General features: G+C 72.7%; 26 protein-coding genes. 10 read left to right on the top strand and 16 right to left on the bottom strand.

Annotated features, from left to right (window positions below):
- Positions 1–245 precede the first annotated feature (245 nt).
- From EQG70_RS04880 to EQG70_RS04865, 4 genes are all read right to left on the bottom strand, one after another.
- A complete protein-coding gene (locus tag EQG70_RS04880; protein WP_109268187.1) occupies positions 246–2,063 on the bottom strand; it encodes a hypothetical protein in 1,818 nt (605 codons plus the stop codon).
- A gap of 91 nt (positions 2,064–2,154) precedes the next feature.
- On the bottom strand, positions 2,155–3,354 hold the full coding sequence (locus EQG70_RS04875; RefSeq protein ID WP_244296661.1) for a glycosyltransferase: 1,200 nt from the start codon (positions 3,352–3,354) through the stop codon (positions 2,155–2,157).
- A 40-nt stretch (positions 3,355–3,394) separates the two neighbouring features.
- On the bottom strand, positions 3,395–4,594 hold the full coding sequence (locus EQG70_RS04870) for a glycoside hydrolase family 26 protein (protein ID WP_109268189.1): 1,200 nt from the start codon (positions 4,592–4,594) through the stop codon (positions 3,395–3,397).
- A 117-nt stretch (positions 4,595–4,711) separates the two neighbouring features.
- Positions 4,712–5,245, bottom strand: coding sequence for a CGNR zinc finger domain-containing protein (locus EQG70_RS04865; protein ID WP_109268259.1), 534 nt, complete (start codon positions 5,243–5,245; stop codon positions 4,712–4,714).
- A gap of 138 nt (positions 5,246–5,383) precedes the next feature.
- On the opposite strand from EQG70_RS04865, the gene EQG70_RS04860 reads away from it, so the two are divergent.
- Positions 5,384–5,599: a hypothetical protein gene (locus tag EQG70_RS04860; RefSeq protein WP_095651175.1), complete on the top strand. Its 216-nt coding sequence runs from the start codon at positions 5,384–5,386 to the stop codon at positions 5,597–5,599.
- Between the two features lie 91 nt (positions 5,600–5,690).
- Here EQG70_RS04860 and EQG70_RS04855 read toward each other — a convergent pair whose 3' ends face one another.
- The 9 genes from EQG70_RS04855 to EQG70_RS04815 all read right to left on the bottom strand — a co-directional run bounded on the left by EQG70_RS04855 (position 5,691) and on the right by EQG70_RS04815 (position 14,245).
- On the bottom strand, positions 5,691–6,857 hold the full coding sequence (locus EQG70_RS04855; protein ID WP_109268190.1) for a thiolase family protein: 1,167 nt from the start codon (positions 6,855–6,857) through the stop codon (positions 5,691–5,693).
- The gene (locus EQG70_RS04850) at positions 6,838–8,247 is read right to left on the bottom strand and encodes a class I adenylate-forming enzyme family protein (protein WP_109268191.1); all 1,410 of its coding nucleotides are present in this window, start codon (positions 8,245–8,247) and stop codon (positions 6,838–6,840) included. The genes EQG70_RS04855 and EQG70_RS04850 overlap by 20 nt, the downstream gene beginning before the upstream one ends.
- A gap of 86 nt (positions 8,248–8,333) precedes the next feature.
- On the bottom strand, positions 8,334–8,936 hold the full coding sequence (locus EQG70_RS04845; RefSeq protein ID WP_167508942.1) for a biotin transporter BioY: 603 nt from the start codon (positions 8,934–8,936) through the stop codon (positions 8,334–8,336).
- 91 nt (positions 8,937–9,027) lie between these two features.
- Complete coding sequence (locus EQG70_RS04840) at positions 9,028–9,735, bottom strand: energy-coupling factor transporter transmembrane component T family protein (protein WP_109268193.1); 708 nt, start codon at positions 9,733–9,735, stop codon at positions 9,028–9,030.
- Positions 9,735–10,493 (bottom strand): energy-coupling factor ABC transporter ATP-binding protein, encoded by a 759-nt coding sequence (locus tag EQG70_RS04835; RefSeq protein ID WP_109268194.1) that lies wholly within the window; start codon positions 10,491–10,493, stop codon positions 9,735–9,737. The genes EQG70_RS04840 and EQG70_RS04835 overlap by 1 nt, the downstream gene beginning before the upstream one ends.
- Positions 10,494–10,604: 111 nt before the next feature.
- On the bottom strand, positions 10,605–10,907 hold the full coding sequence (locus tag EQG70_RS04830; protein WP_241975603.1) for a CHY zinc finger protein: 303 nt from the start codon (positions 10,905–10,907) through the stop codon (positions 10,605–10,607).
- 163 nt (positions 10,908–11,070) lie between these two features.
- On the bottom strand, positions 11,071–11,712 hold the full coding sequence (locus EQG70_RS04825) for a LutC/YkgG family protein (protein WP_109268195.1): 642 nt from the start codon (positions 11,710–11,712) through the stop codon (positions 11,071–11,073).
- Entirely contained in the window at positions 11,709–13,397 is a 1,689-nt protein-coding gene (locus EQG70_RS04820; protein WP_109268196.1) for a lactate utilization protein B, read from the bottom strand. Before EQG70_RS04820 ends, EQG70_RS04825 begins: the two co-directional genes overlap by 4 nt.
- Positions 13,394–14,245: a (Fe-S)-binding protein gene (locus EQG70_RS04815; protein WP_109268197.1), complete on the bottom strand. Its 852-nt coding sequence runs from the start codon at positions 14,243–14,245 to the stop codon at positions 13,394–13,396. Before EQG70_RS04815 ends, EQG70_RS04820 begins: the two co-directional genes overlap by 4 nt.
- Before the next feature lie 251 nt (positions 14,246–14,496).
- On the opposite strand from EQG70_RS04815, the gene EQG70_RS04810 reads away from it, so the two are divergent.
- Both EQG70_RS04810 and EQG70_RS04805 read left to right on the top strand, forming a co-directional pair.
- Positions 14,497–16,167: an L-lactate permease gene (locus tag EQG70_RS04810; RefSeq protein ID WP_031282543.1), complete on the top strand. Its 1,671-nt coding sequence runs from the start codon at positions 14,497–14,499 to the stop codon at positions 16,165–16,167.
- A gap of 117 nt (positions 16,168–16,284) precedes the next feature.
- Positions 16,285–17,004: a FadR/GntR family transcriptional regulator gene (locus EQG70_RS04805; RefSeq protein WP_095650397.1), complete on the top strand. Its 720-nt coding sequence runs from the start codon at positions 16,285–16,287 to the stop codon at positions 17,002–17,004.
- A 444-nt stretch (positions 17,005–17,448) separates the two neighbouring features.
- Here EQG70_RS04805 and EQG70_RS04800 read toward each other — a convergent pair whose 3' ends face one another.
- Entirely contained in the window at positions 17,449–18,090 is a 642-nt protein-coding gene (locus EQG70_RS04800) for a response regulator (RefSeq protein WP_017832564.1), read from the bottom strand.
- A 260-nt stretch (positions 18,091–18,350) separates the two neighbouring features.
- On the opposite strand from EQG70_RS04800, the gene EQG70_RS18720 reads away from it, so the two are divergent.
- The 3 genes from EQG70_RS18720 (at position 18,351) to EQG70_RS04790 (ending at position 20,074) form a co-directional block, all read left to right on the top strand.
- A complete protein-coding gene (locus tag EQG70_RS18720; RefSeq protein WP_017832565.1) occupies positions 18,351–18,482 on the top strand; it encodes a hypothetical protein in 132 nt (43 codons plus the stop codon).
- A gap of 138 nt (positions 18,483–18,620) precedes the next feature.
- Complete coding sequence (locus EQG70_RS04795; RefSeq protein WP_138976452.1) at positions 18,621–19,736, top strand: sensor histidine kinase; 1,116 nt, start codon at positions 18,621–18,623, stop codon at positions 19,734–19,736.
- Entirely contained in the window at positions 19,733–20,074 is a 342-nt protein-coding gene (locus tag EQG70_RS04790; RefSeq protein WP_109268199.1) for an MGMT family protein, read from the top strand. The genes EQG70_RS04795 and EQG70_RS04790 overlap by 4 nt, the downstream gene beginning before the upstream one ends.
- 14 nt (positions 20,075–20,088) lie before the next feature.
- Here the strand turns inward: EQG70_RS04790 and EQG70_RS04785 are convergent, their stop codons facing one another.
- On the bottom strand, positions 20,089–21,069 hold the full coding sequence (locus EQG70_RS04785; RefSeq protein WP_109268200.1) for a phosphoribosylaminoimidazolesuccinocarboxamide synthase: 981 nt from the start codon (positions 21,067–21,069) through the stop codon (positions 20,089–20,091).
- Positions 21,066–22,388: a phosphoribosylamine--glycine ligase gene (purD, locus tag EQG70_RS04780; protein ID WP_109268201.1), complete on the bottom strand. Its 1,323-nt coding sequence runs from the start codon at positions 22,386–22,388 to the stop codon at positions 21,066–21,068. Before purD ends, EQG70_RS04785 begins: the two co-directional genes overlap by 4 nt.
- A gap of 106 nt (positions 22,389–22,494) precedes the next feature.
- Here purD and EQG70_RS04775 point away from each other — a divergent pair, with 106 nt between their 5' ends.
- From EQG70_RS04775 to purF, 4 genes are read left to right on the top strand one after another with little or no spacing between them, the layout of a single operon-like run.
- Positions 22,495–23,526 (top strand): asparaginase, encoded by a 1,032-nt coding sequence (locus tag EQG70_RS04775; RefSeq protein WP_035928311.1) that lies wholly within the window; start codon positions 22,495–22,497, stop codon positions 23,524–23,526.
- A 3-nt stretch (positions 23,527–23,529) separates the two neighbouring features.
- Positions 23,530–23,895, top strand: coding sequence for a sterol carrier family protein (locus EQG70_RS04770; protein ID WP_109268202.1), 366 nt, complete (start codon positions 23,530–23,532; stop codon positions 23,893–23,895).
- Positions 23,896–23,905: 10 nt separating this feature from the next.
- Entirely contained in the window at positions 23,906–24,340 is a 435-nt protein-coding gene (locus tag EQG70_RS04765) for a hypothetical protein (protein ID WP_017832572.1), read from the top strand.
- Between the two features lie 5 nt (positions 24,341–24,345).
- A complete protein-coding gene (purF, locus tag EQG70_RS04760) occupies positions 24,346–26,127 on the top strand; it encodes an amidophosphoribosyltransferase (protein WP_051063727.1) in 1,782 nt (593 codons plus the stop codon).
- Position 26,128: the final 1 nt, after the last annotated feature.

The raw sequence follows: 26,128 nt of genomic DNA, 5'->3' as shown, positions 1-26,128 counted from the left end.
CGGGTGTGCAACCGTCCCCTATTCAGGGGTCCTGTACGGGAGAGAGACTAACCGAGCAATCGACTCTCCCGGTGTTGTGGCACGTCAATCGGCCATTGCGGAATTCACGAAACTCAGCTCAAGAAGACCGGACCGGAATTCTCGAGAAATACAGCGCACAGAAGCACCGACTTGTTCTCTTTCGTGGTGACAGGGCAAAACTCGCTCCGAGGCGGCTGAGCCCTTCGGCCGGTAGGCTTCTGAGATCAGTTGACGAGCCAGGACAGCAGTGGCGGGACGAACACGCATCCGAGTGCCATGACCACGACGACCATTCCCAGCAACAGCTGTTCACGGCGTGCCGCGGCGGCACCGGCGAGCTCCAGCGGCGGGCGGGGGCCGAACTCCCAGTCGATGGCCTCCTGTTCCCAACGGGTGCCGGCCAGCTCGTCGGCGCCACTCAGCAGGCGCAGACGCTCGGAGGTGTCCGCGTTGTCACCGTGATGGCGTGCGCCGAGCGGGGGCAGCGCCCAGGTGCGCCGCAGGCCCTGCAGGAGCGAGAGCACCGCCTCCAGCGGTTTGTTCTCGAGGTAGCTGCGTCGCGTCCAGGCCACCTTCGCCCGCTCGAGCGGGAGGCCGAGCACGACGTCGGCCCCTTCTCTGCGGACCTCGAAGGCCACCCGGTGCGCTCGCCGGCGGGGTGTCCCGGGTGGGTCCTCGGGGGCAGTGATCCGCGGGACGTGCAACCAGTGGAACGCCGCGACCACAGAAGGACGCGCGCCACGGCCCAGGAACAGCACGCCGTTGCGCCCGACCACCACGGTGACGAGCCGGGGAAAACCAGCGTGGCGGGCACCGATGAAGAGGTCCGGGCGCAGCGTCCGCAAGGAGCGCAGGAACTGCGCGTCGCGCCGACCCTGCAGCACCGTATACATACTGAGCCCCTCGGCCGCCCGGAAGAAGGCCTGCGCCCGGGAGCCGAGGAGAGCGGCCAGTGCGGCGCCGGCGATGGCGCCCATCAGGCCCGCGAGCACGATGAGCCTGCCCGAGAGCTCCAGTGCGGACGCCCGCGCCGACCACCAGAAGATCGCGATCGCGGCAATCGCCAGCACCGGCGCCAGCTGAGCCCGGTGCCCGCACACCCACCAGGACCAGTCCTTGCGGGACAGGTGGTGCTGCTCGGCCTCGCCGGCAGTCCGGGGACGGCCCGGGCGCCGGGAGACGCTGAAGGACTGTCGCGCGTCGTCCTCCCGTCCGGCGGTGTCCGGGGGCTGACGGCAGACGGCGTCCCCGGCGGGTCCCCAGGAGGAGTACGGACCGCTCAGCTCAGGCAGTCGGTCCCGGAGCTTCGAGAGTTCGGTGCGCAGCCGGTCGCCGTCGAGATCCGTGGGCGAGATGCCGTAGCCGTCCAGCCGCCCGCGCACCGCCATGGTCACCAGCTTGTCGGGATCCGGTGGGGACCGCAGGAGGTGCCTGGCGAAGGCCGCGGTCATGAAGTGGCAGGCGTCGAGGGCGTCAGCGTAGGCGTCCATGCCGGAGTAGCCCATGGACGCGGTGATGTGGGCGGAGGTCTTGCTGAGCTGCACGGTCGCGAAGGACGCCGCGACGTCGAGCAGCAGGAACACGGCCGCCGCTCCGTACTCGGGGAAGCCCGTCTCCGCGAGACTGTCGCGCGGGGACAGCTCCAGAGCGCCCTGAACCCCACGCACGGAACGGTCGAACATCGTGCCTCCGTGGGCTGTCCGGATCTCCCGGAACACCAGGGTGTCCAGCAGGCGGGCCCGGATCTGCGGGACCGGTGTGCTCGGGCGGTATCGGGACGCGGGGAACGCCGCGGCGTAGCGCGTGCCCAGGAATGCGGTGAGACCCCCGTGAGTTCCCACAGCCGGGCCGGCGATCATGCTGTCCGGACGGGCGAGCTCACGCTCGATCTCCCGCAGCGTCCGGAGGTCGAGCTCCCCGAGGAAGGCAAGGGCATGCTCCAGCTCCTGAGCCCCCTCTGCTCCGTCCCGCACCTGGGTGCGGGCCATGGCGCGCAACCGCTCCCCTGCTGCGGTGCGTTCTGCCCGCTCGTCGGCGTCCATGTGTGTCCTTGCCACTCGGTGCCCCGGGCGCGGGGCCGGGCAGCTGTGCATTCTCAAAAGCAAACTACACCGGGTGGGCGGCTTCCGAAGCTCAGCAGGAGGTGAGCACGGACAGCGCGGCCTCCAATCCGCGCTCTTTCCGTACCTCGAGGCCCACCCGCTCGGCGGCGGGGCGGCATCCGAGGGCGTCGCCGATCGCCGCGGTGAGCCGCTCGGCCGTCAGCTTCTTCTGCGGGATCGGCGCGGCGGCGAGGCCGAGCCCGTGGAGCTGCCGGCCCCAGAACGGCTGGTCGGCCAGGAACGGGACCACCACGTGCGGGACGCCGGCGCGGGCGACGGTGTGGACGGTCCCGGCCCCGCCGTGGTGGATGGCCAGTTCCGCATCGGGCAGCACCGCGTCGAGGGACAGGGACGGCATGGCGAACACGTCGTCCCGGAGGGAGCCCTGGAGGTCGTCCGGCAGCGCGAGGCCACCCCACCCGGTGAGCAGCAGGGTGCGCAGTCCGTGGGCGCGGGCGCTCTCCACCACCGCCCTCCCCCGAGCCAGCGGGTCCCCCGACGCCATGGAGCCGAAGGTCGCCACGAGGTAGGGCCCGCCCCGGAGGAACTCGCGCACGGCGGGATCGGGCTCCGGCACCGGGGCGTCGGCGTGCCAGGACCCGGTGAGGTGCACGGAGGCCGGCCAGTCGTCCGGGCGCGGCAGGAGCTGCGGGCTGATGGGCAGCAGGGTGGCCGCCGGGGCGGGAACGGCGGCCGGCCGGCCGCCGGGCAGCTGGGCGCACGCCCGGTCGATGTCCCGCCGGAACATCCGCTCGGCACCGCGGGCCACCGCGTAGGTGGCGCGGTTGAACGGGCCGAGGTCCCGGTTCACCACGCCGGGCGCCGGGAACTGCCGGGTGGGGGTGAGCACGGGAACGGCCTCCACCACCACGTGCGGGACGCCGAGGGCCTGCGCCACCGCGGGCGCCGTGAGCACCTTGGGATGGTGGACCACCACGTCCGGCGCGAAGGCGAGCGTCTCCCGCACGGCGGCGGCCAGCATCCGGCGCATCCCGGGGCCCACCTCGGTGCGGAAGTGCCGCACGGCCGTCCACGGCGAGATCCCGTGCTCCTGGACCAGCCGATGGAAGTCCACCTCCAGGCTGACGGTGTCCAGCCCGGACAGGTCCACGCCGGAGGAGTCGGGGAGGCCCAGGCGGACGTCGTGGCCGTGGCCGGCGGCGAAACGGGCGAGGGCGGCAAACGGTTCCACGTCGCCGCGGGTGCCCGCGGTCAGCAGCATCATCCTCATGGACCCAGTGTGCTCCTGCCGCGCCCCGACCGCAGGCGGGTCAGGAACCGGCCGGGGTGCAGCTCTCCTCCGGGCCCCAGTGCAACCAATCGGGCAGATCCGCGGTGAAGGCGTCCCGGACGGCGGCGGTGTTGGTGGCCGTCCAGTCCACCGGCCCGTCGATCTCGACCTCGTGCTTGTCCCACTCGAACCAGCTGATCATCTTCAGCTGCGGGAAGTCCTGGGGAATCGACTCGTCGAAGACCTGGCCCCACCACGCCTGCTTGATCGCCAGCTCGTCGGCACCGCCCTGCGCCGGGTTGTACAGGGCGGCGGTCTCCGGGATGGCCACGGGCTTGCCGCGCCGCTGCCCGTACTCGGCGTAGAAGTCGGGGACGGCGCGGTCGTCGCCGCCGGCGCCGGAGTAGGCGCCCGTGAGCTGGGCGGCGAACTTGCCGGGTTCGGGCAGCTCGTTCTCGCCCCAGGGGTGCTGGTCACCCCAGTGGTACAGGGACATGCCCACCCAGTCCACGGCGTCGTCCCCCGGGTAGTAGGGGGCGTACGGGTCGTCGGCCATGGTCAGCGCGCCGTCCCCGTCGGTGTCGAGGGCCGCGAAGTCGGCGCTGCCGGGCTCGGCCTCGTGCTGCCCGCCAGCGAACGGGTAGCCGCCCCCGTAGTTCGGGGCCCACATCATCGCCGAGCCGGGGGCGTGCTCGTGCACCGCGTCCGCCACCCGCCGATAGGCCTCCACGTAGGCGGTCGGCTGGTGGCCCCAGGCGTACCAGGAGCCGTTCATCTCGTGGGCGAAGCGCACGACCACCGGCACGCCGGAGTCGTTGATCGCCGCGAGGTCGGCCGTCAGCTCCCGCACGGCCTCGTCGGTGACCTCGGCGAGCCCGCCCTCGGGCTCGAGCGTCAGCAGCATCATCTGGCCGTCGGTCCGGATCTGGTCCGCGGCCATCCGCAGGTGGTCGTGCCCGCGCTCGTCGTACGGGAACCCCGTGAAGGACACAGACACGGCGGGCCGGTGGCCGAGCCGGTCGGCGTAGTCGCCCAGCGGCTTGTCGTCCCAGTCGAGGTTCACGCCGTAGAGGGCGCCGGTCTCCGGCTCCAGCTCGGACCGGTCCAGCACGGTGCACATCGGCAGCGGCGCGGCCTGGACCTCCTCGTCGGGCTGGGAGGAGATCTGGGCCGCGAGGGTGCCGCCGCCCAGGGCGAGGGCGGCGACGAACACGACGGCGACGAGCGAGGATTCCTTCACCCCGTCAGCTTAGGAAGGACTCGATAGGAAATCATGGAAATAGGCGTCCGGCGGCGCGGTCCGTGACGAACGACGACGACGCTCCGCCCGCCGCGCCGGCCCGTCAGCCGGGCCGGCTCACGCCCCGGCGGCGGAGTCCGGGCGCTCGTCGGTGTCGGAGGCCTGCCGACGGCGGTAGGCGGTCATGTTGGTGCGGTTGGCGCACCGCTGGCTGCAGAAGCGCTTGGATCGGTTGCGGGAGAGGTCCAGGAGCACCCCGTCGCAGTCCTCGGCCCCGCACTCCCGCAGCCGCTCCGTCTCGTCGGCCCGGATCACGTCCACGAGGGCGAACGCCGTCTCCAGACGCAGCCGGGCGGCCAGGGGCGCGTCCGAGGGCGAGGCGTGCAGGTGCCAGTCCTTCCCGTCGTGCCGGGCCAGGTGCGGGGCGAGCTCGGTGGTATCGAGCACGGCGTTGACCGCGTCCACCATGGCGTCCCGGCCCAGGGCCCAGACCCGCCGCAGCTCGCCCCGGACCTCGCGCACCTCGGCCAGCTCGTGCTCGTCGCGGTCGAAGCGCCCCGACCAGCCGTGCTGCTCGAGGAGGGCCCGCAGCTGCGCGGTGGTCACCAGCTCGTCCTCCCCGGAGCGGGAGGCCCCCGGCGCGGTGTTCATCAGCGCCACGTCGGACTCGAGCACGTCTTCAGTGTCATAGGCAAAATGCACTTGACTACTTATCCCTTCCACGGCTAGCGTGAGTGTCATCAACAGTTTAGACCCTTACGCGACGATGGTCGCGAGAAGGAGCTCCTCATGGTCGGCGGACTCTACCTCCTGGCGCTGCTCTTCGTGTTCGCCACCGTGGGCCGGCAGTCCGTCCCGCGGCGCGAGCGCACGGCCCTGCGCAGCTGGACGCTGCGGGACGTGTACTACAACGTGCGGCGCGGCGTGACCGTGCTCGGCGAGCACGGGCCGTCCTACCCCGCCCTGGACGACGCGGAGCTCGCGGCGGCGCAGCGCTCGCGCTGAGCGGCACGCGGCCGGCGGAGCTTCTCGTCCCGGCCGGCGCGCACCTCCTCGGCCGGGGCACGGCTTGACGTCCAGGGCGCACTCGCTCCGGTCAGAGCGCGACCTTCTCGAACAGGGCCGCCGTGCCGATGCCGCCGGCGGAGCTGATCATCGCCAGCAGCAGGCTCCCGGTGGGCAGAGCCCGTGACCGGGACAGCAGGCGCACCACGGACACCGCCCCGGAGGCGCCGTAGGCGTGGCCCAGGGCCAGGGCGCCGCCCTCGGCGTTGAGCACCTCCTCGTCGAGGCCGAGCAGGTCCATGCAGGCCAGCACCTGTCCGGCGAAGGCCTCGTTGAACTCGGCCGCCGCCAGCTCCTCCACCGCCACGCCCTGCTCCGCCAGCAGCTGCCGGGCGGCCACGGCGGCGCCGATGCCCAGCCGCGCCGGGTCCACCCCGACCGTCACCGCACCGCGGAAGACGAGCCCGTCCCGCCGGCCCAGAGCTCGGGCCGTGGCCGGGTCGGTGACGAGCACGGCGGCCGCGCCGTCGGCGTCCCCGCAGGAGTTGCCGGCCGTGACCGTCCCGCCGGCCGCGAACACGGCCGGGAAGCGTGCCAGCAGCTTGGCGTTCAGCGCCCGGCGCGGGCCGTTGTCGGCCCGCGCCTCACCCCGGGGTCCGGTGACCGGCACCAGCTCGTCCTCGAAGGCCCCCGCCTCCGCGGCGGCCAGCGCCCGCCGGTGGCTGCGCAGCGCGAAGGCGTCCTGGCGCTCGCGGCCGATCCCGTGCTCGCGGGCGACCGTCTCGGCGGCCTCGCCCATGTCGGGATCGCCCAGGTGCTCCGGGGCGAACTGGGCGCGGCGGTAGAACTCGACTCCCCCGTCCGCGCGTCGTCGTCCGCGCAGCGGTGCGGTGCTGATGCTCTCCGCCCCGCCGGCGAGGAAGGCCCGGCCCGCCCCGGCCTGGGCGAGCCGGCAGGCCAGCACCACGGCGTCCAGACCCGAGCCGCACTGCCGGTCCACGGTCAGTCCCGGCACGGACAGCGGCAGACCGGTCTCGAGGGCGGCGAGCCGGGCCAGGTTGCCGCCGGCGCCCACCGCGTTGCCCACGACCACGTCGGCGAGCCGGGCGGGATCCAGGCCCGAGTCCGCCAGCAGGGAGCGGAGCACCGGGGCCAGCAGCCGGTGGACGGGCACGCCCTCGAGCAGGGTCCCGGCGCGCGCCAGGGGCGTGCGCCGGCCCAGCACCAGCACGGGGGCCTCAGCCGAGCGGTCGGACACGGGCGTCTCCTTCGAGGATCCAGTCGCGGAACACCGCGCGGCTGAGCTTGCCGTTCGCGGTCACCGGCAGCTCCCGGAGCTCCCAGTACTGCTGCGGGCGCTTGGCCGGGGACAGCCGTCTCTCCAGCCCGGCCCGGATCCGAGCACGGTCCGGCCGGTCGGCCGTGGGCACGATCCCGGCCACGATCCGCTGACCGCGGGCGTCGTCGGGAAGACCGGCGACGACGACGTCGGCCACTCCGGGCACCAGGGCCAGGGCTGCCTCGACCTCGTGCGGATAGACGTTGTACCCGCCGGTGTTGATCATCTCCGCCGCCCGCCCCAGCACGTGCAGGTGCCCGTTGCGGAGGAAGCCCTGGTCCCGCACCGTGTGCAGGCCGCCGAGCCGGTCGAAGCCCTGGCCGTCGTCGTCCCAGAGGCAGCCGTCGCAGACCAGGTCCGAGCGCACGCAGATCGTGCCCGTCACGCCCTCCGGCAAGGGGTTCCCGGCCTCGTCCAGGACGGCCACCTCCACGCCGGGGAACGCCGCCCCCACCGCGGTGCCGGAATCCTCGGAGGGCATCTCGGCGGGCTCGCCCGGGCGGTGGCAGCGGGCGGCGACGAAGCCGAGCTCGGCGGCACCGTAGTACTCCCAGATCGTGGCCTGCGGGGCCCAGCGCCGAGCCGCCGCGAACGTGGTGGGATCCAGCTTCTGCCCGGCGCACACGATCGCCGTGACACCGCTCGCGTCGGCACCGGAGGCCAGGCCTCGCTGAGCGAGCACCCGCAGCATCGTGGGCACCAGCACCAGGCGGGTGACCCCGTGCCCGGTGATCGCGGCGTGGGCGGCGGCCACGTCGAAGCCCGGCAGGGTCACGAAGCCGGCCCCGGCGTGGAGGCACTCGGAGAGGGCGTAGAGGTTCAGGCTCGCCGCCAGGGGGCCGGGAGCCAGCACGCGGTCCTCGGGGCCCAGACCGAAGTGCTCCGCGGAGGCCTCGAACGAGCGCCGCCAGGAGGCGCGGCTGCGCTGGAAGCCCTTGGGCAGGGCCGTGGTGCCCGAGGTCAGGCCGATCAGGAAGGCCGAGGCGAGGTCGCCGTCGCGCAGTTCCGCCGGGGCTGGATCGGCGGGGAGGCGCGCCGCGCAACGCTCCCGCACCTGCGCGGTCAGGTCCTCCGGCCAGGACGGGTCCAGGACGGCGCACACGCGTTCCTCGGCCACCCCGGCGGCCCACCGGACGGCGAAGTCCGTGCCGTTGGCCTGTCGCAGGATCCCCGTGGGCTCGCCCGAGGCGGCCAGGGCCGCGGCCGCAGCGCGCAGATCGCCCCAGCTCAGCCGCTCGTCCCCGCAGGTGACGGCGAGTTCCCGCGGGCGTTCGGCGGCCCAGCGGGTCAGGCGGTCCAGAAAGGGCATGTCCTCGTCCTCGGTGCTGGTCTCACGCTGCGGGTGCGGCAGTGGGTCATGGATGACGGTTGCCGGCGAGTGGCGCTCCCCTGTCGTCAGCGGGCGGTGGGCGCCCCGCCCAGGAGCCGGCGGTAGCTGCGGTGGACGTTGATCGCGGCCAGGGTCGCCACGACCGCCTTGAGCAGGTCCCCGGGGATGAACACGAGCGCGCCCAGGGCGGAGGTGGACAGCGGCAGCCCGGTGACCACGGCCGTCCACGGGATGCCGAAGGCGTAGATCACCGCGATGCCGCCCACGACCACGCTCAGCAGGACCGCGGCGAAGCGGGTAGTGCGGCCGGTGCGCCGGATCGCCCAGTACTGCACCAGCGCCCCGATGACCAGGGCCGCGGGGATCCATCCCACCAGGTAGCCGCCGGTCGGGCCCAGGAACACCCCGAGCCCGCCCCGGCCTCCGGCCAGCAGCGGCAGCCCGGCCAGCACCAGGGCGTGCAGGACGACGACGGAGAGCATCCCGCGCACCGGCCCGAGCAGCGCACCGGCGAGCATCACCCCGAGGGTCTGCAGCGTGATGGGCACCGGGATGATCCCGACCGTGATCGGGGGCACCAGGCCCAGGGCGGCGATGAGGGCGGCGAACACGGCCACCAGGACGGTGTTCTGGGTGGTCTGGGAGCTGTCGGCGGTCCGGGAGGTCATGGTGGTCACGGGGGTCCTTCGATCGGGGACGAGCGGCGGGGCTCGAGCAGGCGGGGCGGAGACGTCTGGGACGGTCGGGGTGGGCCAGGGGTCAGTCGGTGGCGGTCCGGGACGTGGCCCGTGGTGGGGGCGCGGAGTCGTAGCAGCGGGCGTCGAGGGCGGAGGCGATCTCCTGGGCCGACTCCAGGGTCCGCACCAGCAGGGGCACCAGCACGGCCACCGGACTGTTGTGCAGCCCGCGGGCGAACTGGGCCTCGCGGACCTCGAGGTACTGGGTGCGGATCTGCGGGATGAACCGGATCGTCATCGACAGGGCCAGGCTCATCTGGGCCGGGTTCAGCCCCAGGTGCCGGGTCGGGGCCAGCAGCCGCTCGAACAGGGCCAGCATCTGGGCGAACGTGGTGGACAGGCTCACCGCCCAGGCGAACAGGCACAGGCTCAGCAGCCGCAGGGATGCCACCGCCGCCGCCTCCCAGGTCGTGGTGAACCCCGGGGTGAGGAAGACGATCCCCACGATGAGCACCAGCCCGGCCAGCAGCCGCGCCAGACGGGCCGGCGGGGTGCGGGTGAGCCACGCGGCGGTCACGGCCACGGCGAAGACGGCGACCTGGAGACCCAGGTGCGTCACGGCGTAGATGCCGAGGCTGGCGGCGAACAGGAACGCGAACTTGGGACCGGCCGGGATCCGGGCCAGCACACCGGTGGGCCCGGCAAGGTGGAACCCACCGTCACCGTGGGGTCGGGCGCCGTGGGGGCGGGCGGCGCCGGTCCAGGCGTCCTGCTGCCGGGCCGCGCCCATCAGTCGCTGATCCCGCAGTAGAACTCCACCGCCGGTCCGGGGGCGCCGTCGAAGGCGATCCGGCCCTCATGCACCACCAGCACCCGGTCGTAGCCGCCGATCAGCTCCAGGTCGTGGGTCACCACGACGGCCCGTTGGTCGAGCTCGTCGATGGTGACCTGCAGCCGGCGCCGGTTGCGCCGGTCGAGCATGGTGGTCGGCTCGTCGAAGACGATCGTGGACGGCTCCATCACCAGCACCGAGGCCAGGGCCACCAGCTGCTTCTCGCCCCCGGACAGGGCGTAGGACTCCCGCTCGGCCAGGTGGGCAATGCCCAGCCGTTCCAGCACCCCGTCCACCCGGGCGGAGAGCTCGTCCCCGCGCAGGCCCAGGTTCTTCGCCCCGAAGGCGAGGTCCTCGGCCACCAGCGGCATCACGATCTGGTTCTCCGGGTTCTGGAACACGAAGCCCACCTGCCGCCGGATGCGCTTGGCGTCGGTCGCGGTGGACAGCCCACCGACCTGCACGGTGCCCCGGGTAGGCAGCAGCAGTCCGTTGAGCAGGCGCACCAGGGTGGACTTGCCCGACCCGTTGAGCCCGATCACCGCGATGCGATGTTCGTCCAGGCACAGGTCGACGTCGCGCAGGACGTCCTGGCCCTCCCGGGTGACCGTGACCCCGGTCAGCCGGATCTCCGAGGACCGGGTCCCCGGCGGCCCCGGCGGGGCGGAGGGCTCCGCCCGGCGGGACCGGTCCCGCAGCGGATGCTTGATCGACACCGTGGAAGCCGTCCTCTCCTCGTCCTGGTCAGCGGCGGGCGGCCGCTGCCGCGCCCCGGTGCGTCCAGGAGGCGCTGCCGCCGCCCCGGGACGACTGGGTCCCGGGGCGTCTCAGTCCCGGGGTGCCGGCTCGAAGTACAGATCGGCGTGCAGGGCGCAGCCCGGGTTGAACCGGGCGGCGCACCGCGGACAGCCGTCCGCGGCCAGGTACTCCCGCACGGAGAGCTCGTGGCCGCAGACCCCGCAGAGCACGGCCTCGGCGTCCTGCTCCTCGACCGGCCACTGCGCCGCCGGGTGGCCGGCGGTCTCCTCGTGGCACAGATGACAAGGGTAGCACTCCTGGCAGCACCAGAACTTGATCGCGACCACGTCCAGCGGCGTGCGGTAGTGCACGCACCGCGTCTGCTCGTCCACAGGACGTCCCAGAACCCGTCTCACCGCTGCCCCTCCCGTGCCGCGGCCGGTCCGGCCCCTCCCGCGGGAGAGCCCGGACCGGCCGCTCGTGACGTCCGACGACGTCCACTGTACGGAGCCGCAGCCGCGCGGCGGAGGACCACCGGACGGCGCGGGCGGGAGCTCAGCCGAGCAGGATCACGTCCAGCCTCCGGGGCCCGTGCACGCCCTCCACGCGCTCGAGCTCGATGTCCGAGGTCGCGGACGGCCCGGAGATCATGGTGACCGGGGCCGTGGGCTCCACCAGGGCGAGGGCCTCGGGGATCAGCTCGACCACCGAGTCCAGCGGCACCACGCAGATGTGGTGGTCGGGGACCAGGCTGATCGCCCGGCGGCCCTCGTCGGGACGGCCGGTGAGGAAGATGGTGCCGGTCTCGGCGCAGGAGACGGTCGAGGACGTCACCACGGCGTCCACGGCGTTGAGCTCCCGCACCCCGAGCGCGGAGGCCGCCCGGGCGTCGTTGGGGTCCACGATGACCCGCCGCATGCCGGACTCCTCGGGGAGCCAGGCGCGGTCCAGGCCCTCGGGCACCACGTAGCGGGCGGACGCGCCCAGCAGCTCGGCGATCCGTCCCGGCAGGGTGGCGGGGGTCTCGTGGTGCACCGAGGCCTTGTAGTCGACCAGCCGGTCCTCGAGCATCTCGACGACCTCCTCGTGCGGCCGGTCCGAGGCGCGGCGGTAGGTGCGCTCCGCCGGTGCGGGCGCGGGCGTGTCGTGCAGCGCCCCGCGGATCCGGTTGAGGATCTCGGTCCTGGCGTCGGTCATCGCTCTCCCCTGTCGTGCTGGGTCTCGTCCGCGGGCCCGTCCTGCGGGGCGCCGGCGGCGCCCGCTGTGGCAGCGGCACCCGTGGTGCCGGCAGCGTCGGCTGCCGCGGCAGCGTCGTCGGTGACGGGGCCGCCGTCGGCGGCCACCCGCTGCTGCGTCTCGTCGGCGTGCTTGGCCCACCAGTTGCGGAAGGACTCCTTCGGCGGGGCGGGAATGTCCCGCTCGTCGGTCCAGCCTCCGGCCGTGCCGGGCAGCCAGCTGATCGCGCGGTCCCTGCCCGCCACGGCCCGGCCCAGCGGGAGGGCCTTCTCGGCGAGCGCCATGCGCTTGCCGGAGGACATCACGAAGGACGCCCCCTTCATCATGAGGTCCATCTCGGACGGGGCCTGCGGCAGGCGCCGGGTGCGGGCCGGTGCCGCGGCGGCGCCGTCGTCGGAGCGTTCGCCGTGCTGGGTGCGCACGTCCTCGTCGCGCAGGTGCACGAGGATCTCCGGGATGTTGATCTTCACCGGGCACACGTCGTAGCAGGCCCCGCACAGCGAGGAGGCGTAGGGCAGGGAGGCGTTCTGCTCGGAGGTGATGCCGGTCAGCTGCGGGGAGAGGATCGCCCCGATGGGCCCCGGGTAGGTGGAGCCGTAGGCGTGACCGCCGGCCTGCTCGTAGACGGGGCAGACGTTCAGGCACGCCGAGCAGCGGATGCAGTGCAGCGCCGAGCGCCCGGCGGGGTCGTCGAGCACCGCGGTGCGGCCGTTGTCCAGGAGCACCACGTGCACGTTCTGGGGGCCGTCCCCCGGTGTCACGCCGGTCCACATCGAGGTGTAGGGGTTCATCCGCTCCCCGGTGGAGGAGCGCGGGAGCAGCTGCAGGAACACCTCGAGGTCGGCAAAGGTGGGCACGATCTTCTCGATGCCCATCACGGTGATCAGGGTCTCGGGCAGGGTCAGGCACATGCGGCCGTTGCCCTCGGACTCCACCACGGTCAGCGTCCCGGTCTCGGCCACGCCGAAGTTCGCCCCGGAGACCGCCACGGAGGTGGAGAGGAACTTCTCCCGCAGGTGGGTGCGGGCGGCCTCGGCGAGGTCCCGGGGCTCGGACGTGAGCGTCTCGTCGGTCTCGGCCATCTCGGCCAGGAAGATGTCGCGGATCTCGTGCCGGTTCTTGTGGATCGCCGGGACCAGGATGTGGGACGGCTTGTCGTGGCCCAATTGGACGATCAGCTCGGCCAGGTCCGTCTCCGTGGCGGTGATCCCATGGCCGGCCAGGTGCTCCTCGAGGCCGATCTCCTGGGTCGCCATGGACTTGATCTTGATGACGTCGGTGGACCCGGTGGCCTGCACGAGCTCGGTGACGATCCGGTTGGCCTCCTCGGCGTCGCGCGCCCAGTGCACGGTGCCGCCGCGGGCCGTGAGGTTGCGCTCGAACTCCTCGAGCAGGTGCGGCAGGTTCGCCATGACCTGCTCCTTGATCGCGGAGCCGGCGGAGCGCAGCTCCTCCCAGTCGGGCAGCTCCCCCGTCACCGCGGCGCGCTTGCCGCGGATGGTGTGGGTGGCGTGGCGGATGTTGGCGCGCATCTGCGTGTTGCCCATCTCGGCCTTCGCCGCGGCGGGGAACGCGGTCTGCGCGTGCAGGTTCCCCTGGCCGTGGACGGGGCGGACGGCGGGCATGCCCAGGGCCGTGCGGCTCATCGAGCTCCTCCGGTCGTGCGGGGGGCCGAGGACGACGCCGTGCGGCGCGCCCCCGGCCCCGGGATGGACAGCTCGACCGGCCCGGAGACCTCGAGCGGGTTCTCGCGGGTGGACGCGAGGATCTCGGCGAAGTGGACGGTGCCCGGTCCGGAGTCCCGGCGGGCCATGGCCCCGCCCAGGTGCATCAGGCAGGAGGCGTCTCCCCCGGTGCACAGCTCGGCCCCGGTCGAGACGATGTTGTCGATCTTCTCCTCGGCCATCGCGGCGGAGACGTCCGGGTTCTTGAACGAGAAGGTCCCGCCGAAGCCGCAGCACTCCTCGGCGTCGGGCAGCTCGACGAAGTCGATGTCCCCGACCGAGGCGACCAGGTCCTTCTGCCGGTCCCCCAGGCGCAGCAGCCGCATCCCGTGGCAGGACGGGTGGTAGGTCACCCGGTGGGGGAACCAGGAGCCGAGCTGCGCGGCCGCGTCGTGGACGCCGAGCACGTCGGTCAGCAGCTGCGAGAGCTCGTAGGTGGTGGCGGCGACGGCCGCGGCCTCCTGGGCGAGGGCCTCGTCCCCGCCGGCGCGGGCGATCATCGGCTGCTGGTGGCCCAGGGAGGCGACGCAGGAGCCCGACGGCGCCACGGCGACGTCGTAGTCCACGGCGGAGAAGGCCTGCACGTGGTTGCGGACCACGGGCAGGGCGTCGTCGAAGTAGCCGCTGTTGACGTGCATCTGGGAGCAGCAGCCCTGGCCGGGCGGGAACACCACCTCGTGGCCGAGCCGCTCGAGCACCCGCACGGTGGCCAGCGCGACCCGCGGATACATCGCGTCCACGATGCACGTGGCGAACAGGGCGATTCTCATGCGACCTCCGGAGTCGGGAGCGGGAAGACGGGACGACGACGCCGGGCCGCCTGTGGTCTGACCATGCTAGACCGGTGAACCCCGTCACACAATCGACCGGCGCAACGATCGCGCCACCTCGGGAGAGCGGTTGGCCGTGTGACGTGGCTCATGTACTCTTCGTGGTCAGACCATTGTGGTCCGACCATAGCCGTGACGCGTTCCCCGTCGGCCACGCACCGTTCCGTCCGTCCCCGTCCCTGGGAGTCCGAGTGACCACCTTTACCGCGATGACCGATGCCGTCGGCGGGAGCGTCGCGCTCTCCGCCCTCGTCGGCACCATCCCTCTGCTCACGTTCTTCGTCATGCTGCTGGGCGTCAAGGCCCGCGCCCACGTCTCGGGCGCCACCGCGCTGCTGGCGGCGATCGTCGTCGCCGTCCTGGCCTTCGGCATGCCGCTCTCCCTCACACTGCTCTCCGCCACCCAGGGCGCGGTCTACGGCCTGTTCCCCATCGTGTGGATCGTGGTCATGGCGCTGTGGTTCTACCAGGTGACCGTCCTCAGCGGCCGCTTCGAGGACCTGCGGACCATCTTCGACACCATCGGCGGCGGGGACCTGCGCATCCAGGCCGTGCTCATCGCGTTCTGCTTCGGCGGCCTGCTCGAGGCCCTCGCCGGCTTCGGCGCGCCCGTCGCGATCACCGCGACCATGATCCTGGCGCTGGGGCTCAAGCCCCTGAAGACGGCCACCGTGGTGCTCATCGCCAACACCGCGCCCGTGGCGTTCGGCGCGATCGCCATCCCGATCACCACCGCCGGCGTGCTGACCGGTCTGGACCCCGCGCGGATCGGCGCGGTCGTCGGCCACCAGGCGCCGTTCTTCGCGGTCATGGTGCCGTTCATCCTGCTGTTCATCATCGACGGCGTGCGCGGGCTCAAGGAGGCGTGGCTGGCCGCGCTGGTCATCGGCGTCTCCTTCGCGGTCGCCCAGTGGTGGTGCGCCACGTACTTCTCCTACGAGCTCACCGACGTGGTTGCCTCCCTCACCGGCCTGGCCGCCGCGGTGATCCTCCTGCGCTTCTGGCGCCCCAAGGGCGCCGACGCCGTCCGCACCCGCCTCGGCGTGGAGAAGCCTCCCGCACCCGAGGGGCTGACCCCGGCACGCGTGTGGATGGCCGTGCTGCCCTACGTCCTGGTGGTCGCGGTCTTCGGCCTGGCCAAGCTGTGGACCCTCGGCGTGAGCATCCCGGGGGCCCTGGCCGCCACCGACATCTCCATCCCCTGGCCGGGCCTGCACGGACACCTCCTCAACGCAGCCGGCGAGCCGGTCACGAGCACCATCTACAAGTTCCAGTGGCTCTCCAGCCCGGGCACGCTGCTGCTGATCACAGGCCTGCTCGTCGCCGTCATCTACTCGGTGTTCCACGGCAACGGCCGCTTCCGGCTCTCGGTGGGCAACGCCGTGGCGGAGATCGGGCGCTCGTTCTGGAAGATGCGCTTCTCCGCCCTGACCATCATGAGCGTGCTCTCCCTGGCCTACGTCATGAACACGTCCGGCCAGACCATCTCGATCGGCACCTGGGTGGCCGGTCTGGGCGCGGCCTTCGCGTTCCTCTCCCCCGTGCTCGGCTGGCTGGGCACCGCGGTCACCGGCTCCGACACCTCCGCCAACGCGCTGTTCTCCAACCTCCAGAAGACCGCCGCCGAGGGCACCGGCCTCGATCCGCACCTCATGACGGCGGCGAACACCTCCGGCGGCGTGGTGGGCAAGATGATCTCGCCGCAGTCCCTGGCCATCGCCGCGACCGCGGTGGGCATGGAGGGCAAGGAGTCCGCCATCTTCCGCTCGGTCATCTGGTGGTCCCTCGGCCTGCTCCTGCTGCTGTGCACCCTGGTGTTCCTGCAGTCCAACGTGCTGGCCTGGATGCTCCCGACCTCCTGAGCACAACGCCCCGGGGCCCCGCTGGACCGATCGGTCCGGCGGGGCCCCGCCGCCTCCCTAGACTGGTCCGCGTCCCGCCCACCCTCTGAGGAGCCCCCCGTGCCCGCAGCCGCACGCATGTACACCGTCGTCCTCGACTGGCTCGAGGAGCGCCTGCGCACGGGCGAGATCTCGGTGGGCGACAAGCTGCCCGGGGAACGCCACCTGGCCGAGGAGTTCGGCATCTCCCGCGCCTCGGTGCGGGAGGCGATCCGGATCCTCGACGCCATGGGACTGGTCCGCTCGTCGACCGGGTCCGGGCCGAACGCGGGGGCGATCGTCATCGCGGAGCCCTCGGCCGCGCTCGGGTGGGCGCTGCGGATGCACGTGGCCAACCGGTCGCTGCCGGTGCGGGACCTCGTGCAGACCCGGCTGCTGCTCGAGACCCAGTCCGCCCGCGAGGCGGCCGCCGCGGCGGAGACCCCGTGGCGGGCGGCGGTGCTCGGGCGCGCCGCGGAGCTCGTGGCCGCCATGGAGGACCCGGACCTGCCGGACGAGCACTTCCACGCCCACGACGCGCAGTTCCACATCCTGCTCGCCTCCCTGGCCGGCAACGTGGTGGTCGAGACGATCATGACCTCACTGCGCCAGGCCACCATCGGGTACGTGCAGGAGACCGTCGCCGGTCTGGACGACTGGCCGCAGGTGCGCCGCACCCTGCAGGAGCAGCACCGAGAAATCCTGCGCGCCTTCCAGGAGCGCCGGGGCGAGGACGCCGCCGCCGCACTGCGGGAGCACATCACCTGGTTCTTCGGCCACAGCGTCGCCGCTCAGGAGGGGCAGGACCGGCGGGCGTGACCGGACGACCCTGAGGGCTCCGACCCCCGGGCCCGGCGGAACGACCCGGCAGAGGCCCCGGACGCACGAGAACGGCCCCACCGGTTCCGGTGGGGCCGTTCTCGTCTGCCAGGTATGCGGAGCAGATGTTGCACGGTAGGGGGCCATCGGCCGAGGGGGGGGTGCAAGGTGATCCAGGCCTTGCGCGGCCACATCCCGGGTCCAGGGGGGACTGTCCCGGGGCGGCCCCCTACCGTGAGCAGGTCGGTGGACCATCCGGTCCGGGGCTCGGCCTCATGGGGGGTTGGGCCGTGCGCCGTAGGGATGTCTCTCACTCATCCACCGACTTTTCTTCTCTGCTCGCACTGATCACTATGCCGGGTTTGCTAATGCAGATGAATGCACTTTCGTCTACAACTTTCCTGGACTTCCGTCCGGACCGGGACTGCAGACGGGGCCCCAGACTCAGAGATCGCGCAGCTGCGGATCGACGAGCCCGCTCTGGTACGCCTTGATCAGCGCCTGCACCCGGTCGCGGACGCCGAACTTCTCACAGACCCGCCCGAGGTAGGCCTTCACGCTGCCCTCGGAGACGTGCATCTGCTCGGCGATCTCCCGGTTGCTCAGCCCTTGCGCCAGGAGCGTCACGGTCTCCATCTCCCGGTCGGTCAGCAGGGAGCGCAGGCCGCTGTCCGCCGACCGCGCCGGCTGCTGCTGGTCCGGCACGGAGATGACGTTGTCCGCGAGCGCGCGGGCGATCGCCGGGGAGAGAGCGATCTCGTCGTTGAGCACCTGGTTCACGGCGTCGATGATCTCGTCCGGACGGGCGTCCTTGACGAGATAGCCGGCCGCGCCGGCCCGGAGGGCGGGCACCACGAACTCCAGCGTGGAGAACGTGGTGAGGGCCAGCACCTTGGAGCGGGGACTGCGCGAGGTGATCTCCCGGGTGGCCTCGATCCCGTCCATCACGGGCATCTTCATGTCCATCAGCACCACGTCCGGGTCGATGGCCAGACATCGGTCCACGGCCTCGCGTCCGTTGGCGGCGGTCCCGATCACCTCGAAACCGGGCTCGGCCGAGAAGAAGGACTTCAGGGCCTCCAGCATCAACGGCTGGTCGTCCACGACAAGCACTCTGCAATCAGTCACTCGCACAGTCTATTTTTCGATGTCCCCCAAAGTGCAACACGTCATATTCGACAAAAGTCACAAATGGTCTGGACAAAGGTCGATAGGTCAGTCCGGTTAACGTTGGCAAAATGGTAACTACCAGAGCAGCACACCCCCCTCGCGGCTGGGAGATCCCTCCCCCACCCCGGCCGCGGCCCCCCGATCCGGTGCTGCTCTCGTGATCCGAGGAGCCCCCCATGAAGAAGAAGATCCACAGCGCCATCGCTGCCACGCTTGTCGCCGCCACCCTGGTGGCCGTTCCCATCGCTCCCGCGAACGCCGCGCCGCGCTACGTTGTGTGCGGTTGGTGGCCCGCGATCTGCCGATGATGTATCACTTCAGGTGTGGCTAATGTAACTGCATCTCTGGAACGCGCACCGCGCACAGCCGGGAAGACCTCGTTCTTCCACGCCGAGCCCCTGGCCTGGTGGTTGTCCGCGGTGCTCGTTCTTTTTGCGCTCGTGACCATGATGGACGATCTGCGGCATCTGCTCAGCAACTTTCAGGGTTCCGCGCCGCTGGAGATCATGTTCGCCGTGGACAGCATCCTGTCCTACGCCGTCATCGGCCTGGTCGCGTGGAGATCCACCTGGGCATCCCTGGCATCGATGGCGTGCTTGGTGTCGTCAATGATATTGCACGACTACGGGGCGGCGATCATCGCGGCGGCCGTGGTGACGGTGTCGGTCCTGGCCACGGCGACGGACCGCTTCATCAAAGTCCACCTTTCCGTCTACTTCGCCTGGATCGTGGCGGCCGCGTCGTTCCGCGAGGGAGGGTTCGACGGAAGCGTCTTCTGGAATCTGCTCATTCCTCTGCTCGTCGTGACCCTCGTCGGAGGGGCCGTGCGCTACTTCGCCCAGCAGCGCCGCCGCAGCGAGCAGCGAGTGCGGGACCTCGAGATCCTCAACGAGCGGCTCCGGGAGGACGAGCGGCAGGCCCTGGCCCGCGATCTGCACGACGTCGTCGCCCACGAGCTCACCCTCATCACGATGCAGACCATGAGCCGGCGCCGCTCCGGGGACGTCGGTGAGCTGCACCAGGTCCTCGAGACCGTGGAGGGCGCCGCCCGCTCTGCGCTGCACGAGCTGCGGGTCATGCTCCGGCTGCTGCGCAACGAGAACGAGGGCGAGCACCCGCGGGACGTCACGGGCGCCGGCCTGTCCATCGGCAGTCTGGAGCACGTGGTCACGTCCCTCGCGGCGAGTCTGCGGGACCTGCGCTTCGAGCCGGAGGTGGTCATCACGGGCGACCTCGAGGCCATGCCCACCACCGTGCGCGGCACGGCCGCCCGCATCCTGCAGGAGGCGGTCACCAACATCATCAAGTACGCCCCGGCCGGGTCCCGCTGCCGGATCGAGGTGACGGCGGACGAGCACGAGCTGTGCCTGCGCGTGGCGAACCCCATGCCGCGCAGCACCCAGCGCACGGGCGACCACTCCTCGGAGATGTCCTCGGGACTCGGCCTGCGGGGCATCACGGAACGCGTCTCCCTGCTGGGCGGCCACGCCGAGAGCGGTGCCGCGGACGGCCAGTGGGTCCTCGACGTGTGCCTGCCGGTGGACCGCAGGGAAGCCCTGTGACCGAGCGCGCCGAGCCGGACCCCGGCCTGGCCCGGCGCGTGGCGGACGTCGTGGCCGCCATCCCGCCGGGCCGGGTGCTGTCCTACCGGGACGTCGCGGAGCTCGCGGAGTGCCGCTCGGCGCGCCTCGTGGGCACGCTCATGGCCCGCAACCCCACCGGCGAGGACCTCCCGTGGTGGCGGGTGGTCACCGTGCAGGGCACCCTCGCCGACCACCTGCAGGCCGAGGCCCGGGACCGGTACCGCGAGGAGGGCACTCCCCTGCGGGAGGACGACCGGCATCTTGTGCGCGTGGACATGGGCCGCGCCCTGTGGACGCCCGACTCCCCCGGCGCCTGACGCCGCCCCCGCCGTCAGTACTCGAGCGGGCCGGCCACCTCGAAGAAGCTGCCGTCCGGGTCGAAGGTGCGTCCGGTGAGCCGCTCGAACGCCTCGACGTAGCGCGCGCGGGTCCGCTCCACCACCTGCTCCGGCAGCGGGGGCACGGGGCCGGCCCCGTTCCAGCCGGACTCGTCCGAGCGCAGCCAGTCCCGCACGTACTGCTTGTCGAACGAGGGCTGGGCCTTGCCGGGCTCGTAGGTCTCGGCGTCCCAGAAGCGGGAGGAGTCCGGGGTGAGGACCTCGTCCCCGAGGGTGATCGCGCCGCGGTAGGAGTCCAGGCCGAACTCCACCTTGGTGTCCGCCACGATGATCCCCCGCTCGCGGGCGATCCGCTCGGCGGCGGTGTAGATCTCCAGGGTCAGCTCGCGCAGCCGGTCCGCCACCGCGTGGCCCACCCCGTCGGCCATCTCCTGGAAGGTGATGGGGAGGTCGTGCTCGCCCACCTCCGCCTTGCCGGTCGGGGTGAAGATCGGCTCGGCGAGCCGGGAGCCGTCCACGAGCCCCGGGGGCAGCTCGATCCCGCAGACCTCGCCGGTCTCCCGGTAGTCCTTGAGGCCGGAACCGGTCAGGTAGCCGCGGGCGATGCACTCGACGGGGAACATCGACAGGTTCTTGCAGACGATGGCCCGCCCCCGGACGGACTCGTGCACGTCGGTCGACAGGACGTGGTTGGGCACGGCCGCGAGCTGCTCGAACCACCACAGGGACAGCTGCGTCAGGATCTTGCCCTTGTCCGGGATCTCCGTGGGGAGGATCTCGTCGAAGGCGCTGATCCGGTCGGTGGCCAGCACCAGGACCGAGCCGGCCCGGTACTCGGCGTCGTCGTAGATGGCCACGCCCGTGGCCCGCAGCCGCGACTCGTCGGGGACGTAGAGCTCCCGGACCTTGCCCGAGTAGATGTGCCTCCACCCGGGGATCTCGGGTGGGGTGGTGACGGTGCCCTGCTCGCTCATGCCTGCTCCTGACGGGGACGGGGGGCGGAGGCGCCGGGAACGGTGACCAGCCCCCGGGCGGCCTTCAGCGCGATGTCGGTGCGGTGCTGCGAGCCCTCGAGCGCCACGAGCCCCACGCCCCGGTAGGCGCGCTCGCGGGCGTCGTCGAGGTCCGCGCCGAGGGCGACGACGGCGAGCACCCGCCCGCCGGCGGAGACGATCCGCCCGGCGTGCTCGCCCTCCGGGGCCACCGCGGTGCCGGCGTGGACCACGTGCACGCCCTCGAGCGCCTCGGCGTCCTCCAGCCCGCCGATCGGGTCGCCCTTCCGGGGACTGTCCGGGTAGTCCTGCGCGGCGACGACCACCGCGACGGCCGTCTCGGGCCGCCAGCGCAGCCGCTCGGCCTCGTCGAGGCGCCCGGCGGCGGCGTCGTGCAGCAGCCGCCCGAGCGGGGTGGTGAGCCGGGCCAGCACGGCCTGGGTCTCGGGGTCCCCGAACCGGGCGTTGAACTCGATGACCCGCAGACCGCGGGTCGTCACGGCCAGCCCGCAGTATAGCACGCCCACGAACGGGGTGCCGCGGCGGCGCATCTCGTCGACCGTGGGGCGGGCCACGCGCTCCACGACCTCCTCCACGAAGCCCTGCGGCAGCCACGGCAGCGGCGTGTAGGCGCCCATCCCGCCGGTGTTGGGGCCCTCGTCGTCGTCGTGGATCCGCTTGAAGTCCTGCGCGGGGCTCAGGGGGATCACGCGGGAGCCGTCGGTCAGCACGAACAGGGACACCTCGGGCCCGTCGAGGAACTCCTCGATCACCACGCTCCCGCCCGCGGCGAAGCAGGCGGCGGCGTGCTCGAGCGCCGCCGCGCGGTCGGCGGTGACGACCACGCCCTTGCCGGCGGCCAGCCCGTCGTCCTTGACCACGTAGGGGGCGCCGAAGGTGTCGAGGGCGTCGGCGGCCTCCTCCTCCGTGGTCGCGACCCGCGCCATCGCGGTGGGCACCCCTGCGGAGGCCATGACCTCCTTGGCGAACGCCTTGGAGCCCTCGAGGCGCGCCGCGGCCCGCGAGGGGCCGAAGACGAGGAAGCCGGCCTCGCGCAGGGCGTCGGCCACCCCGGCCACCAGCGGGGCCTCGGGGCCGACGACGACGAGGTCCACCGCGAGCTCGCGCGCCAGCGCGGTGGCCGCGGCGGGGTCGTCGGCGTCCACGGCGTGCACCGGGACGAGCTGCGCGATCCCGGCGTTGCCCGGCGCGCAGTGCACCTGCTCGACCTCGGGATCTGCCAGCAGTGCGCGGATGATTGCGTGTTCGCGGCCTCCGGGGCCCAGTACCAGAACCTTCACGCCCTCAGGCTAGTTGGCGGCACCGGGAAGTGGCACATCGTTCCCGGCATGCGGGCACGGCCCCGGACCCGCCGGGAATCCTCGTCCCCGCTGACATACTGGGGCGATGCAGACCTTCACCTCGGACCGTGCCGTGGACCTCGCCGTGCTCGAGCGCAGCGGCTTCGTCGAGTCCCGCCACCGCGGCTCCGCCGTGGTCCTGGACCCGGACGGGGCCGTGGCCGTCGAACTGGGCGACATCGGCACCCCGATCTTCCCCCGCTCCACGCTCAAGCCGTTCCAGACCATCGCCGCCATGAAGGCCGGCGTCCCGCTGCGCGGGGCCCAGGTGGCCATCGCCTCCGCGTCCCACATCGGCTCCTTCGAGCAGCTCGACGCCGTGAGCTCGATCCTGACGGCCGCCGGCCTGACCGAGGACGCGCTGCAGTGCCCGCCGGACTGGCCCGAGGACGAGGAGGTCCGCACGGAGCTCGTGCGGGCCGGCCGCGGCAAGAACCGGATCTGCATGAACTGCTCCGGCAAGCACGCCGCGTTCCTGTGGGCCTGCACCGAGAACGACTGGCCCACGGACAGCTACCTGGACCCCGAGCACCCCCTGCAGCGGACGGTGCTGGAGACCGTCGAGGAGTTCTCCGGCGAGCGCGTGGCCCACGTGGGCGTGGACGGGTGCGGCGCCCCCCTCGCGGCGATCTCCCTGACCGGCCTCGCCCGGGCGTATTCGACGCTGGGCCGGGCCGCGGGCAACCTCGACGCCGACGCCCGCGCCGCCACGGTCTCCCAGTGCATGCTCGACTACCCGGAGCTCGTGCACGGGCGGGGCAGGTACAACACCGTGGTCATGGAGGAGCTGGACGTCGTGGCGAAGCTCGGCGCGGAGGGCGTGCTCGCGCTCGGCACCCGCACCGGGTGGTCCGTGGCGCTCAAGGTCCTCGACGGCGGGTCCCGCGCCAACGCGCTCATCGGCCTCGCCCTGCTCGCCCACGCCGGGGCCGTGCCCGCCGCGGCGGCCGCCGCGGTGATCGGGCAGGTGGTGCGCCCGGTCATGGGCGGGTCCCGCCCCGTGGGCCGGCTGCGCCTAGCGGACCCCCTGCTGGAGCTGCTCGGCCCGGAGCTGGTCCGGGCGCTCGGGCAGGACTAGGCCGTGGCCCGCCGCCGCGTCGACCCCGCGGACGGGACCCTGGCCCTGAGCGCCTGGCGCGCGGACCCGGACGGCACCCCGCGCCGGACCGTGGCCACCGCCGTGCGCTACACCCTCGAGGAGCTCGCCGAGCGGGTGCCCGGCAACAGCGTGGAGGTGCGCGTCCCGCCCTTCGGCGTGACCCAGTGCGTGGCCGGCCCCCGGCACACCCGCGGCACCCCGCCCAACGTCGTCGAGACCGACGCCCGCACGTGGCTCGGCCTGGTGACGGGGGCCGTGACCTGGCCGGAGGCCGTCGCCTCGGGGACCGCTGTGGCCTCGGGCACAAGGACCGATCTCGCGGACGCCCTCCCCCTGTTTCCCCGGTAGCCTTGAGGGCATGAGCTCCACTCCCTCCTCCCCCTCCGCGCGCCCGTCCCCGCGGAAGCTCCCGCGCCGGCGCCGCCGGGTGCGGACGGCCGTGCCGCTGGCCGCCTCCGGCAGCCAGCAGATGACCCTGCGCCGCGCCCCGAACATCTGGGCGTTCGTCCTGCTCGGCGGCGTCCTCGGCGCCGTGGTGGGCGTGCTCGTGGGACTGTCCGGCGGAGGAAGCGCCGAGTTCACCCAGGGGGCCGTGACCCTGTTCATGGTCTCCGTCTGCACGGTCCTGGGCCTGGCGGCCGGCGCCGTCCTGGCCCTCGTGCTGGACCGGGTCTCCGTGGCCCGGGCGCGGGCCGTCACCACCGAGGTCGTGGACGGGGACGACGACGCCCCGTCCGGGGCGCCGGGCGACGCGCCCCGGCCCACCGACCCCCGAAGCTCGAGAGAAGGCTGATCGACGTGGTTCGCCCTGATGGACAACTCAGCCACGACCTGCTCCCCGGAGAGAAGGGCCCCCAGGACGCGTGCGGCGTGTTCGGCGTGTGGGCCCCCGGCGAGGAGGTCGCGAAACTGGCCTACTACGGCCTCTACGCCCTGCAGCACCGCGGCCAGGAGTCGGCCGGCATCGCCGCGAGCGACGGCAACCGCATCGCGGTGTACAAGGACATGGGCCTCGTCTCGCAGGTCTTCGACGAGGCGACCCTCACCACCCTGACCGGTCACCTGGCCGTGGGCCACTGCCGGTACTCCACCACGGGCGGGTCCCACTGGGCCAACGCCCAGCCCACGCTGGGCGCCACCCCGCACGGGACCGTGGCGCTCGCGCACAACGGCAACCTCACCAACTCGGCGGAGCTCTACGAGAAGCTGATCGACAAGTCCGGCTTCCCCTCCCAGGGGGAGATGGCGCAGGGCAACACCACGGACACCGCGCTGGTCACCGCGCTGCTGGCCGAGCACCCGCACGGCTCCCTCGAGGACGCGGCCATGCACCTGCTCCCCCAGCTCGTGGGCTCCTTCTGCCTGGCGTTCATGGACGAGAACGCCCTCTACGCCGCCCGTGACCCGCAGGGCATCCGGCCGCTGGTCCTCGGCCGGCTCGAGCGCGGCTGGGTGGTGGCCTCCGAGACCGCGGCGCTGGACATCGTGGGCGCGTCCCTGGTCCGGGAGATCGAGCCCGGCGAGTTCGTGGTGATCGACGAGCACGGCCTGCGCTCCCAGCGCTTCGCCGAGACCCGCCGCGCCGCGTGCGTGTTCGAGTACGTCTACCTGGCCCGTCCGGACACCACCATCAACGGCCGCTCCGTGTACGAGTCCCGCGTGGAGATGGGCCGCCGGCTGGCCCGGGAGCACCGCATCGACGCGGACCTGGTCATGCCCACCCCGGAGTCCGGGACCCCCGCCGCCATCGGCTACGCCGAGGAGTCCGGCATCCCGTTCGGCAACGGCCTGGTCAAGAACGCCTATGTGGGACGAACGTTCATCCAGCCCTCGGACACCATCCGCCAGCTGGGCATCCGGCTCAAGCTCAACCCCCTGAAGTCCGTGGTGGCAGGCAAGCGGCTCGTGGTCATCGACGACTCGATCGTGCGCGGGAACACCCAGCGGGCCCTCATCCGGATGCTGCGGGAGGCCGGGGCCGCCGAGATCCACGTGCGGATCTCCTCCCCGCCCATCAAGTGGCCGTGCTTCTACGGCATCGACTTCGCCTCCCGCGCGGAGCTGATCGCCAACGGGCTCGGGGTCGAGGAGATCAGGGCGTCCCTGGGCGCCGACTCCCTCGGCTACATCTCCGAGGACGGGATGATCGCGGCCACCCTGCAGGAGCGCGGGGAGCTGTGCACCGCGTGCTTCTCCGGGACGTACCCCACCCGGCTGCCTGACGCCGACAAGCTGGGCAAGAACGTCTTCGAGGCCCGCACGCCCGTGGACTCCTCGCCCCGCCGCGCCCCGGGCGCACCGGCCGTGGCGCAGCGGCCGGAGCACGCCTCCGCCGTGTCCATCGACACCCGCCCCTCGGCCGCGGACGGCGTCTCCCGCCGGCCCGCCGAGCGCACCAGCATCTCCGACGAGGACCCCGGCGTCCAGGAGACCTCCACCGGGTGCGACCCCGGGCCCGACGCCGACCTCGAGGACCTCATCCTGCCGGAGGACCGGGTCCCCGCCGCCCGCACGACCACGGGGCCCGCCGGGCCCGGATCCCAGCACGCCGCCCAGCCCGAGACCGCGAAGGACGCCTGAC

It is taken from the genome of Kocuria rosea (genome assembly GCF_006094695.1).
Classification (GTDB): Bacteria; Actinomycetota; Actinomycetes; order Actinomycetales; family Micrococcaceae; genus Kocuria; species Kocuria rosea.
The sequence above is the reverse complement of the archived record's forward strand: the minus strand, read 5'-3'. Positions and strand labels throughout refer to the sequence as shown.

What these genes read in the sequence shown, in the direction of transcription:
- EQG70_RS04880 (WP_109268187.1), bottom strand. Translation starts at nt 2,063, where the DNA reads ATGGACGCCGACGAGCGGGCAGAACGCACCGCAGCAGGGGAGCGGTTG.
- EQG70_RS04875 (WP_244296661.1), bottom strand. Translation starts at nt 3,354, where the DNA reads ATGAGGATGATGCTGCTGACCGCGGGCACCCGCGGCGACGTGGAACCG.
- EQG70_RS04865 (WP_109268259.1), bottom strand. Translation starts at nt 5,245, where the DNA reads ATGAACACCGCGCCGGGGGCCTCCCGCTCCGGGGAGGACGAGCTGGTG.
- EQG70_RS04860 (WP_095651175.1), top strand. Translation starts at nt 5,384, where the DNA reads ATGGTCGGCGGACTCTACCTCCTGGCGCTGCTCTTCGTGTTCGCCACC.
- EQG70_RS04850 (WP_109268191.1), bottom strand. Translation starts at nt 8,247, where the DNA reads ATGCCCTTTCTGGACCGCCTGACCCGCTGGGCCGCCGAACGCCCGCGG.
- EQG70_RS04845 (WP_167508942.1), bottom strand. Translation starts at nt 8,936, where the DNA reads ATGACCTCCCGGACCGCCGACAGCTCCCAGACCACCCAGAACACCGTC.
- EQG70_RS04840 (WP_109268193.1), bottom strand. Translation starts at nt 9,735, where the DNA reads ATGGGCGCGGCCCGGCAGCAGGACGCCTGGACCGGCGCCGCCCGCCCC.
- EQG70_RS04825 (WP_109268195.1), bottom strand. Translation starts at nt 11,712, where the DNA reads ATGACCGACGCCAGGACCGAGATCCTCAACCGGATCCGCGGGGCGCTG.
- EQG70_RS04820 (WP_109268196.1), bottom strand. Translation starts at nt 13,397, where the DNA reads ATGAGCCGCACGGCCCTGGGCATGCCCGCCGTCCGCCCCGTCCACGGC.
- EQG70_RS04815 (WP_109268197.1), bottom strand. Translation starts at nt 14,245, where the DNA reads ATGAGAATCGCCCTGTTCGCCACGTGCATCGTGGACGCGATGTATCCG.
- EQG70_RS04805 (WP_095650397.1), top strand. Translation starts at nt 16,285, where the DNA reads ATGTACACCGTCGTCCTCGACTGGCTCGAGGAGCGCCTGCGCACGGGC.
- EQG70_RS04800 (WP_017832564.1), bottom strand. Translation starts at nt 18,090, where the DNA reads ATGCTGGAGGCCCTGAAGTCCTTCTTCTCGGCCGAGCCCGGTTTCGAG.
- EQG70_RS18720 (WP_017832565.1), top strand. Translation starts at nt 18,351, where the DNA reads ATGAAGAAGAAGATCCACAGCGCCATCGCTGCCACGCTTGTCGCCGCC.
- EQG70_RS04795 (WP_138976452.1), top strand. Translation starts at nt 18,621, where the DNA reads ATGATGGACGATCTGCGGCATCTGCTCAGCAACTTTCAGGGTTCCGCG.
- EQG70_RS04785 (WP_109268200.1), bottom strand. Translation starts at nt 21,069, where the DNA reads ATGAGCGAGCAGGGCACCGTCACCACCCCACCCGAGATCCCCGGGTGG.
- EQG70_RS04775 (WP_035928311.1), top strand. Translation starts at nt 22,495, where the DNA reads ATGCAGACCTTCACCTCGGACCGTGCCGTGGACCTCGCCGTGCTCGAG.
- EQG70_RS04765 (WP_017832572.1), top strand. Translation starts at nt 23,906, where the DNA reads ATGAGCTCCACTCCCTCCTCCCCCTCCGCGCGCCCGTCCCCGCGGAAG.